Raw genomic sequence first — 11154 nt, forward strand, 5'->3', positions numbered from 1 at the left:
CGGGATGCTTTTTGGGTAAATTCAAGGCTCTCTGGATGCGGCCGGATCGGCCGTGATAGCACTCAGACCTTTGTCAATCCGGGACGTGCAACGCATCTAGCACATTGGCTAATCGGCTTCGTCGCGCACTTTGTATCTCCTCCAGACATCTTGCGGGGAAACGTTCGTGGTGTCGCCGCATCAAGACCGAATTCACGTGTTGTTCGTGCTCAGCTCTCGCGATCGCACTCGCGGCGCCTTGAAAGCGGCATTGGGCACTCGTCGAGCGGATCACGTTTGGATCGTGCATCAAGTCATGTCCCTTGCGAGAGCGGTGCAAGCGATGATGAATTCTTGCGGGCCGCAATCGCCTCATGGTTGTATCTCAAACCAATGCGAGAAGTGGGCGAATGGCGCACCGTCCTTGCGTTTCTGAGGGCGGCTTCCTCCCGTGCAGGATTAGCGTCCCACCTCGGATCGCTACAGATAAAGGGAGATCCGAGAGGCTCCTCAGCGAGCAGAAATTGTCATGTTGCGTAATATATGGCAGGTTCTAACTGAGCGTAATATCATCGACCGGACGGTCGAATGTCGCAGGAAAAGCCGCCTCAGTTCGACATGGAAAGACATGACGATTCGGCGGTCCTCTGGGAAGACGGTGATTGCGTCTTCTGCCGCGCATGGCGTCGGACCGCAGATGGTGACCGACAACCAGTTCTAATTGTGCGACCGGCTACATTGCATCCTCCGCGTGCTGCGCTTGACCGCCTGGCTCATGAATATGAACTAGGGGAACGGCTCGGGGGGAAATGGGCGGTGCGGCCCCTGGAGCTAGTCCGCGACGGTGGCCGAACCACTCTGGTTCTGGAGGATCCGGCCGGTGAACCCCTGGTTCACTTGCTGGGCGCACCTCTGGAGTTGGACTGCTTTCTGGGACTGGCGGTTAGCATTACGGCAACTCTCGGTAGTATTCACCGGAGCGGCTTGGTCCATAGAGACGTGAAGCCGGCGCATATTCTGGTGAATTGTCCAGACGGAGAGGCCCGGTTCACCGGCTTTGGTCTTGCTTCGCGTCACCCGCGCGAGCGGCAGGCGAGCGAACCGCCCGAGTTCATCGCGGGCACACTGCCCTACATGGCGCCCGAACAGACGGGACGAATGAACCGTTCGATCGATTCCCGCAGTGACCTCTACTCACTCGGCGTCACGTTCTACGAGATGCTCACAGGTGCCTTGCCGTTCGCCGCGTTAGACCCAATGGAGTGGTTCCATTGTCATATCGCGAGAAAACCAATAGCACCGAGCGACAAATCCGAAAGCATCCCGGAGCAGCTCTCCCAGATAGTGATGAGGTTGCTGGCCAAGGCCGCGGAGGATCGTTATCAGACGGCCGCCGGCCTCGAGCACGATCTTCGGCGCTGTCTCGTCGAATGGTCAAGCTACCGATGTATCGAACCATTTGAGCTAGGCGAACAGGATACACCAGATCGCCTGCTGATCCCCGAGAAGCTCTACGGGAGAGGCTCCGAGATCGAAGCGCTGCTCGCCGCTTTCGATCGAGTCGTCAAGAGTGGCGCGCCAGGGTTGGTACTTGTCGCCGGCTACTCCGGCATCGGCAAGTCGTCCGTCGTCCATGAGCTGCATAAAGCTTTAGTGCCCTCGCGCGGGGTCTTCGCGTCCGGCAAATTTGATCAATTCAAGCGCGACATTCCCTACGCGACGCTAGTTCAGGCGTTTCAGGGTGTTGTCCGGCCTCTTCTCGGCAAAAGTGACGCTGAGCTCGCGATCTGGCGCACCGCACTCCTGGATGCGCTTGGTCCGAACGGACGGCTGATGACAGACCTAATTCCCGACCTACGGCTGATCATCGGCGAACAGCCTGCCGTTCCGGAGCTTCCGCCCCAGCAAGCGCAAACTCGATTCCAGCTGGTATTTCGCCGGTTTGTCGGCGTCTTCGCCCGCCAGCACCATCCGTTGGTGATCTTCTTGGACGATTTGCAGTGGTTCGATGCGGCAACACTTGACATGCTCGAGCATCTCCTGACAGAGGCCGATTTGCAACTGCTGCTCATCGGTGCGTATCGGAGTAACGAGGTTGATTCCAGCCATCCTCTGAAACGCAAACTCGATAGCATTAGCAGCGCGGGCAGGAACGTGGAAGAGATCACGCTTCTGCCACTCACCCCCCGGCATGTCGAGCAGCTGGTCGCGGATGCATTTCGCTGCGAGCCGAAGCGCGCAGCACCACTCGCGCAGCTGGTTCACCAGAAGACTGTGGGCAATCCGTTCTTTGTCATTCAGTTCATTTCTGCACTTGCCGAAGAAGAGCTGTTGACCTTCGATCACAACGCGGCGCGCTGGTCTTGGGATCTCGAACGCATCCACGAAAAGGGGTACACCGATAACGTAGTGGACCTGATGGTCGGGAAACTCACCCGCCTACCAGCCGCAACGCAGAACGCGATACAGCAACTCGCCTGTTTCGGTAACATCGCCGAAACATCGGAACTTTCAATTGTTTTCGGGACTTCCAAGGCGCGGGTGCACGCGCTTCTATGGCCGGCGATCCATCAGGATCTAGTCGAGCGGCACGCAGACACGTACAGCTTCATTCACGATCGAATTCAGGAGGCGGCCTACTCGTTGGTCCCGGAGGAATCGCGCGCTCCAGCTCATCTGCGGATTGGCCGGATGCTCGCGGCACATACATCTCCGGAGAGCCGTCGCGCGGCTATCTTTAATATTGTTAATCAGCTCAATCGAGGTCTGTCCCTAATAACCTCCAGTAAGGAGCGGGAGCAGCTCGCAGAATTCAACCTGATCGCCGGCCAGCGTGCCAAAGCGTCCGCAGCTTACGCATCTGCGCTCACATACCTGATCGCCGGTATTGCGCTGCTCGCGAAAGACTCGTGGCTAAATCAACGCGACTTAACCTTCGCACTGGAGCTGAACCGGTCCGAATGCGAATTCCTGACCGGCGAGCTGGATGCCGCGGAGGAGCGCCTATCCGCGCTTTCCAGGCGTGGTATGGATGCGGTCGAACAAGCCAGTGTAGCCTGCTTGCGAATCGATCTGTATCTAACGCGCGGCGACCTCGAGCGCGCGGTGGCGGTGGGTCTCGATTATCTGCGCGGCGTCGGGCTTGAATGGTCGCCACGTCCAACGGAGGAGGAGGCTCTATCCGAATATCAGCTGATGTGGTCCAAGATCACTGATGGCCAGATTGAAAGGATAGCAGATCTGCCTTTAATGAAAGACGAGACGTGCCTTGCTATTTTAACGGTCTTGACGCGGATCCTTCCTCCCGCGGTATTTACTGATGCCAACCTGTCCACGTTAGTCATATGCCGAGCGGTGAATCTTAGCCTCGACTACGGCAACTCTGATGCTTCGTGCGCACACTACGCTTGGCTTAACAGGGTCTTAGGTGGCCGCTTCGGCGATTATCAGGCGGCTTATCGATTTGGTCTGCTCGCCTGCGATCTCGTCGATCGTCACGGGTTGAGCCGCTTTCAGGCTCCGGTCTATCTAGCCGTCGGATCGACTGTGATCCCTTGGACCAAACACCGGGGCAGTCGCGATTTGATATCGCGATCGTTGAAGGCGGCCACTGAAGTCGGCGATCTCATTTATGAGGCCTACAGTCTGGCCCATTTGACTTCAAACATGATAGCCGAGGGCGATCCTCTGGAAGGCATACAGCGCGAAATAGAGAGAAACCTCGCCGCCGCTCGTAAGATGAAGTTCCGCTTCGCAGCCGACATTATACATCTGCAGCTTGGACTCGTTCGCACCATGCGTGGCCTCACGCGCACATTCGGCTGCTTTGATGACGAAGAAATTGACGAATTGGCTATCGAGCGCTCGCTCGAGCAAGGACCGCAGGCACCCGCCCTTGGTGCCATTTATTGGATCCGTAAGCTCCAGGCGCGTTTCCTAGCCGGTGACTATGTCGCTGCAATCAATGCGAGGTCAAAGGCAGAGCCTCAAATGTGGACCATACCGACAGAAGGCTCAACAGCGGAATTCCACTTCTACGGTGCGCTGTCTCACTCTTGCCATTGCGACGGTTCAGCCGCGAGTGAAGTACAACTGCATCGAGATATCATAAGCGCCCATCACAAACACCTTCAGGCGTGGGCGATGAATTGCCCTGAAAATTTTGAACACCGAGCTGCTTTGGTTTCAGCCGAAATCGCACGGATTGACAATCGTGATGCAGAAGCAATGCGCCTCTACGAACTCTCCATACAATCCGCAGCGGTTAATGGTTTTGTTCACCATGAAGCGATCGCCTGCGAACTTGCGGGGCGGTTTTATGCTGCGCGTGGGTATGAGAGGATCGCAAAGACATATCTGAGAGATGCACGCTTCAACTATTTGCGTTGGGGAGCGGATGGCAAAGTGCGTCAACTTGGCGAGTTGTATCCCTATCTGAATGAGGAGGATGCAACTCGAGCCTTGTCCGGCACAAGCATAGGGGCGCCGATTGAGCATCTCGACCTTGCTACGGTGATCAAAGTCTCGCAGGCGGTTTCTGGTGAGATTGTCCTGCAAAGGCTCATTGATAAGCTCATGCGCACCGCAATTGAGCAGGCCGGTGCCGAGCGAGGTGTTTTGATTTTGCTCCGTGGCAATGAACCGCGGATCGAAGCAGAGGCGACAACGGCCAGTCAATTGCTTCTTGTGCATATGCATGAGCAAGCAGTGACCGCGGCAGCTCTCCCAGAGTCGGTGCTCCATTACGTCATGCGCACCGGTGAAAATGTCATTCTCGATAATGCCGCCGTCCAATCTTCATTTGCTAACGACCCCTATATCCGCGCACGCGGGTCGCGCTCCGTTCTGTGCCTTCCGCTAATCACTCAAGCCAAGCTCATCGGCATGCTCTACCTCGAAAATAACTTGGCGGCTGGCATCTTCGCGCGGGCCCGGAGTTCGGTGCTAAAGCTGCTTGCCTCGCAAGCTGCGATAGCGCTCGAAAACAGCCGTTTGTACCGTGATGTTCAGGAACGTGAAACGAAAATCCGGCGCCTGGTCGACGCCAACATTATCGGAATCTTTTTCTTCAGCCATGAGGGGGACATCCTCGAGGCTAATCATGCCTTTCTCGAGATAGTAGGTTACGACCGAGAGGATCTCGTCGCGGGCCGGATACGCTGGAGCGATCTAACTCCGCCAGACTGGAAAGAGCGCACTGCGCGCGCTCAGACAGAGATCCATTTTACAGGAGCTGTCCAAGCTTACGAAAAGGAATACGTCCGCAAGGACGGTACTCGCGTCCCGGTGCTGATCGGGGCGGCCGCGTTCAACGAGCAACAAGGTGTCGCTTTTGTCGTCGACTTGACCGAACGCAAGCGGGCGGAAGCCGAAGCCCGCGAAAGCGAACGGCGGTATCGCGAGACCCTAATCGATCTCGCACACGCCAATCGCCTCACCACAATGGGACAACTGACCGCCTCGATTGCGCATGAAGTCAACCAGCCGATCGCGGGCGTCATCAGCAACGCCGGGGCCGGGCTAAACTGGCTCAATGCTCAGCCGCCTAACTTAGAGCGGGTGCGGCAGACATTCGGTTTGATTATCAGAGATGGTACGCGAGCTGGAGAAATCATCGATAGGATTCGCGGGCTCATCAGGAAGTCGCCTCCACAGAAGGCCTCTTTGGCGATCAATGATGTGGTGCTTGAAGTTATAGCCATGACTCGCGCAGAGGTGATGAAGAATAGTGTCTCAGTGCAAACGCAACTCGGGGAAACCTTGCCGCTCATTCTGGCGGATCGAGTTCAACTCCAACAAGTGATCATCAATTTGATCATCAACGCAGCCGAGGCGATGAGCGGAGCAAAGGAGGGGGCGCGGGAGCTGTTGATTAGCACAGCTAGATCTGACTCAACTGGCGTACTGGTCAGCGTGCGAGATTCTGGTCCAGGATTGGGTTCGAATAGTGTGGAGCACCTCTTTGAGGCCTTCTACACCACCAAAGCGCAGGGTATGGGCATGGGCCTAGCCATCTGCCGTTCAATCATCGAGGCCCACGGAGGCCGGATGTGGGCGAGCGCGAAAGAGGCTCGTGGCGCCGTCTTTCAGTTCACGCTGCCTATAGAGCCGGGCGATACCGATCCCGCTCTACATGCCGATGGAATACCAGTTGCATGAGATGCGATGGGGGCGAAAAAAGAGTCTCGGCAAAGTCCGATCGCAAGCGTCCGTGCGGCTTCCAAAACAATCCTGCCCTTGCTCGGTCGACCTTGCCGCCGGGATAAATTGCAGGGGGCCAGTTGGAGCGAATCGAGCTAGGTTCCGGCAACGAGGTTTGGCGGGCGTTCCACAGGTCGAGGCGTTCAAGGATTTGAAGGCCGACCTGAAGGGACGTCGCCGTCTCGTCTCCACATTGACGGGAGAGGCCTATCTGCTGCACGCCTTAACAATGACTGGTCAAGTGGTGGAGGCGCTGGCGAAAGGCTGGCTTCTTCCGCATGAGGGGAGTGTTTGTCGGCACAGTTGCCTACCAATGCTACCGTGCTCGGCAGGCGGCTCGTTGCGGCCGCGATGCAGACCGGCGACGCCGACTTTGCACAGTTTCACGAAACCTCGGTCGCCATCAAGGACTCCATGCCTCCCATTCTAGAGGTGCTTCGACAGGTTGACACGACCTTCCGGGAGGTTCCGAGCCAGGCCGACGGAAGGGTCTCCACCCAGTTCGTATCGAGGGATACTCCAAGGTGGAGTTCTTGACGCCGAACCAATGGTCCGATGATCAGGCGGGCAAGCCTGTCCCGATGCCAGCGTTGGGCGGGGCGGCGGCACTTCCGCTCCGTTTCCTTGACTACCTGATCCACCAGCCCATCCGCGCGGTCCTGCTGCTTGGTGTGGGCGTGCCGGTTCTCATTTCGTCGCCGGAAAAATACGCCATCCATAAGCTCATCATCGGATCTCGCCGCAAGGAGGATCGCGATGCGACCGCAAAGAGTTCGAAAGATCGGCTTCAATCCAGATCGATCATCGAGGCAATGATTGCGAACCGGCAGCACGCCGATGTCGCCGCCGCGTTTGCGGAAGCATGGGATCGTGGCGATCAATGGAAAGCCGCAATCCGCACCAGCATCGCGACTTACGACGATGACTTCCGAACTTCGCTCCGATCCGAACTAGAGAAGGGCTTGGGTTGGACCTGGCCCAATACGCAACTAAGCTCTCCGAAGGGGAAACTTTTACAACAAATGAGTTGCTGATGGCAGCCGAGTAGAGCCTCGATCCGCAGGCGTCACATCGCTTTCGGCCGCAATTGCGGCGGCAGCTTTAGTTTGGCCCCAACGTGATCGGTTCGGCCATGGCTGCACCGCCGACCATGATGTAGCTGTTGGCTTGCCGATCACGCCAACGATCATCGATCGTGACCTGGGTACCGCGGGTCATCTCCATGACTATCAGTGGTTCGATGTGCTGCGCGTAGCTTGCAGCTCGTGGGCACAGGTAAGGACTTCCCCATCAGTTTCCCAAAAACGTGCGGTGCAAACGCAACTTGCGGAAACCTTGCCGCTCAGTCTGGCGGATCGAGCTCGTCTCCAACAAGTGGCTATCAATTTGATCATCAACGCGGCCGGGGCAATGAGCGGAGCAAAGGAGAGAGCGCGGGAGCTCTTGATTAGCACGGCTAGATCGCGCTCGACTGGCATACTGGTCAGAGTGCGACATTCTGGTCCAGGATTGGATTCGAATACCTGCTTCAGGCCTTCACCAAAGCCCAAGATCATTAAGGCCCAGGGCGTTGGACGGGCTCTCTGGTGAACGGAAGTTGTGGTGACGTCGAGGTGCCCCTTGCATCCCGCATTGGGCGGCGATGTACGCGGCGTGTAGGCGGCGCGCCCGATCCAGGATACAGCAACCGAAGGTAGATAATCTTTTCTGCTGTGTTCTTTACACCGGATCGTGCGCACTCTTGACGAGCAGACCGGCCTCGATCATCCCCTGATGAATGCGCGTGATCTCCGATCGCTCAATCTTCACCAGCGGCGGGCGCACTACTGCGCGCGGCAATTTACCGCACAGCACCAGCGCTTCTTTCATGCGGTTGTGCATGTCGACGAATGGATCAGCGTAGAACACTCGCATCAGCGGTTCGATGCGGTTGTTGAGCTGCCTTGCCTCGACGAAGTCGTTGCCCTTCACCGCGCGGAATAAGCGCGCTTGCAATTCTGGGATCACGCTGCCGGAGCCTGACAGCAATCCATTGCAGCCGAGCACCAGGGAAGATAACAGCCAGGCACTATGCGTGGTGAGCACATTCACGGGCCGCGGCAGATTCTGCAGCGTGCGCACGTGCCACTCGTGATGCGGCACGTTGCCGATCCAGTCCTTGATGGCGCGGATGGTCGGTACCTCCGCGCACAGCTTCAGCAGGTGTCCTTCGGATAGCCTTGACCGGTCGCGAGCGGATACTGGAACGCGATCAGCGGCAGGTCGGTCGCGTCGGCGATGCGCTTGAAATGTGCGAGCACCATTTGCGGCGACTGGCCGAGGGTGAACAGCGCCGGCGGGAATACCAAGAGTGCGGAAGCGCCGCCTTGTGTTGCCATGCGCGCAACGCGCGCCGCCTCAAGGCTGCCGTCGGCCCAGATGCCGTTGATCAGCGGCAGCTTGGTTCCGATCTCGTCCTGCGCGATGTCGAGCACCCGGCGCTGTTCGTCGAAACTGCAAGAGCCAACCTCGGTCGAGTGCGCATTGACGGTGATGGCCGAGAGGTCTTGCACAGATGCGACGTCTCGAAGGTGCTTACGGAAACTCACCTCGTCGATGGTGAGATCGCCATCAAATGGCAGCAGCACCGCCGGAATCGCGCCGTGCGGGACATAGTTCACATGTCGGGGCATGGCCCGCCTCCTATGCCTCATTATTTTCCGGCGTGAGCAAAGCAAACCGACTCGGAACCGCGGCAATGGGCGCCGAATTTCTATCCAGATTCCATGCCGTCTCGCGTGACCGCCAAATTGTACTGCCCGCCTTCAAGGCAGGCGAATTCCGACTAGAAGCAGCTGACGGCGGCGCGCATAAGGCGCGCCCTCTTATAGCATGTCGGTAACGATGGCCGCCAGACAGACGAAGACGACACCGTTTGCAAACCGATCGCCAGCTTCTTGACCAAAATCGGTCAGTTGTTTTCCATCAGGCCGTAGCCGTTCCTTTGGCAGATAGAACCGATAGGCCCCCCAATCTGGCTCGCCCAGCAGCATCGAAGTGCTGTCGCCACCCGAGTTGATGCCCATCCTAAAAATTCCCAACAAAAACGTCGTATCCAGCCAGTTGAGCGGCGATCTAAGTAAAAAAAGTTTGGCCGCTCACCTGCAGAAAGCACGGCTCCGTTCGGCGCCACGATATCGAGCCAAGCCCAAGACAAATTGCATGCCAGTTCGATTGCTGACCTGCCCAAACTCTTACGGATGATGCGCCCATGGTCTTGAGCTCGAATGAGCGCCTCCACAATATCCATGATGTAGATGCGGTACATCAATACAATGAATTTTACCAACCTTGTTGGATGTCGCATAAGAAGACGTCGGTTTGGAGAAAAGCCTCGGTCCCATCAGAATGATTATCGATCTTTGCCTAGGCGAGGAGAAACATTTTGGGTGTACGTCAGGCATCAAGCCACGCGCTGCAGTCTGGCCACTCACCTAGTGCCGCGCGGGTTCGGCGCGGCCGGCACCCCCCAAAGGGTTGGCCGTTGTTCTCCAAATCTTTGTATCGGGCCGAGCATTAGGTCGAATTCCTTGGACTCTGGTTCAATTGAACAGAAGAAAGAAACGCCAAATTTTGCTCGGAACGGACATTGGCCTTTTGTGGCTTAAGGTTAGCGGCGAATGCCCTCGCCGCAAATGGACCATCGGTGGTAGCCCTCCTGCTGCCGATGGAAGCTGGCGCGATGTTAGCAGCGTCGCTCCTCCCTAGACTGACTTTGCCCGGCCACTGAATGTGGCCGGGCCTCTTTTGTGTGCCGAGCGTGAGGGACAGCGTTGAGGCGGAGGTTTCGTAAATAAGCTATGCGCTTCGTTCTAACAGCATTGGCACCTCTGTTGTCGAGTTGGTCCTCCATGAATGAATCTCAGCGCAGCCAACGATCATGAAGTTCATTTTGGTAAATCACAGGACGCCAAGCAGTTCGTCTATCTGCACCGAGTGTCATCGATGCTTGGAGACAGGTTACTTGCGAGATATGTCCACGCGACAGCCCTATTGTGACTACGGTTGTTATCTTCGCTACCGGGAGAAGATGCTATGCGTCCCATGGTTTGCGATAAAATGCGGCATCCATCGGCTCGCGCATGACTATTCGAATTGCATCGAAGCGGTCGTTTGCTTTGCTGTTTTCACGTGCTGGTATTCGATCGCTCTTACCGAAGGCGCGCTGCGGCTTGGGGAAATGGGACTGCTGAAGCGACCTCGCGCGTAAGCGTGCATGAAGATAACGGCACATCGCTGAGCCGAAATCATCAATCTTCTCGAATAGTTGTTTTAGTATCTTGGGCGATCGCGTGTGCAGAACAATGAAGCTGCGTTGAAAGTTATCTTTGAGGTTGGGGGATATTGATCCGCATGTGCGGGATTGTCGGCATTCTCGGGCTCGAACCGGTTGCAGAGCAATTGGTGGATTCGCTCAAGCGGCTTGAATATCGCGGCTACGACTCCGCGGGTGTTGCCACGCTCGAAGGCGATCACCTGGAGCGCCGCCGCGCCGAAGGTAAGCTGAAGAACCTCGAGGCACGGCTGCGTGACAATCCGCTGAAAGGGACGACCGGCATCGGTCACACCCGCTGGGCCACCCACGGCAAGCCGACCGAGCACAATGCCCATCCGCACGCCACCGAACGCGTCGCGGTGGTCCATAACGGCATCATCGAGAATTTCCGCGAGCTACGCGAGGAGCTCGAGGCGAAGGGCACGGTATTCCGCACTGAGACCGACACCGAGATCGTGCTGCATCTGGTCGACGATCTGCTCACCCGTGGCAACAAGCCGGTCGAGGCGGTGAAGCTCGCGTTGCGCCGGCTGCGCGGCGCGTTCGCGCTCGGCTTCATCTTCCCGGGCGAGGGCGACCTGATGATCGGCGCTCGCAACGGTCCGCCGCTCGCGGTCGGCTACGGCGACGGCGAGATGTTCCTGGGCTCGGACGCGATC

The 11154-nt window shown here is 57.4% G+C and carries 5 protein-coding genes and 2 pseudogenes; 4 read left to right on the forward strand and 3 right to left on the reverse strand.

Translation table 11 applies throughout. From position 1 onward, the window contains the following. Nucleotides 1–567: 567 nt before the first annotated feature. From SO180_RS32820 to SO180_RS32830, 3 genes and pseudogenes are all read left to right on the forward strand, one after another. Nucleotides 568–6138 (forward strand): trifunctional serine/threonine-protein kinase/ATP-binding protein/sensor histidine kinase, encoded by a 5571-nt coding sequence (locus tag SO180_RS32820; RefSeq protein WP_449382965.1) that lies wholly within the window; start codon nt 568–570, stop codon nt 6136–6138. Nucleotides 6139–6494: 356 nt separating this feature from the next. After that, nucleotides 6495–6717, forward strand: a pseudogene (locus SO180_RS32825) (GSU2403 family nucleotidyltransferase fold protein); the annotation flags it as partial. Further along, a complete protein-coding gene (locus SO180_RS32830; protein WP_449382966.1) occupies nt 6705–7214 on the forward strand; it encodes a GSU2403 family nucleotidyltransferase fold protein in 510 nt (169 codons plus the stop codon). The pseudogene SO180_RS32825 and the gene SO180_RS32830, both read left to right, overlap by 13 nt. A gap of 685 nt (nt 7215–7899) precedes the next feature. Here the strand turns inward: SO180_RS32830 and SO180_RS32835 are convergent. The 3 genes from SO180_RS32835 to SO180_RS32845 all read right to left on the reverse strand — a co-directional run bounded on the left by SO180_RS32835 (nt 7900) and on the right by SO180_RS32845 (nt 9245). Further along, the gene (locus SO180_RS32835) at nt 7900–8322 is read right to left on the reverse strand and encodes a dihydrodipicolinate synthase family protein (RefSeq protein WP_449382967.1); all 423 of its coding nucleotides are present in this window, start codon (nt 8320–8322) and stop codon (nt 7900–7902) included. A gap of 53 nt (nt 8323–8375) precedes the next feature. After that, on the reverse strand, nt 8376–8852 hold the full coding sequence (locus SO180_RS32840) for a dihydrodipicolinate synthase family protein (RefSeq protein ID WP_449382968.1): 477 nt from the start codon (nt 8850–8852) through the stop codon (nt 8376–8378). Nucleotides 8853–9044: 192 nt separating this feature from the next. Continuing rightward, entirely contained in the window at nt 9045–9245 is a 201-nt protein-coding gene (locus SO180_RS32845; protein WP_449382969.1) for a hypothetical protein, read from the reverse strand. Nucleotides 9246–10572: 1327 nt separating this feature from the next. On the opposite strand from SO180_RS32845, the pseudogene SO180_RS32850 reads away from it, so the two are divergent. Continuing rightward, nucleotides 10573–11154: pseudogene (locus tag SO180_RS32850) on the forward strand (glutamine--fructose-6-phosphate transaminase (isomerizing)); the annotation flags it as partial.

The sequence above is a fragment of the Bradyrhizobium sp. UFLA05-112 genome, from assembly GCF_053572325.1.

What these genes read in the sequence shown, in the direction of transcription:
- SO180_RS32820 (WP_449382965.1), top strand. Translation starts at nt 568, where the DNA reads ATGTCGCAGGAAAAGCCGCCTCAGTTCGACATGGAAAGACATGACGAT.
- SO180_RS32840 (WP_449382968.1), bottom strand. Translation starts at nt 8,852, where the DNA reads ATGCCCCGACATGTGAACTATGTCCCGCACGGCGCGATTCCGGCGGTG.
- SO180_RS32845 (WP_449382969.1), bottom strand. Translation starts at nt 9,245, where the DNA reads ATGGGCATCAACTCGGGTGGCGACAGCACTTCGATGCTGCTGGGCGAG.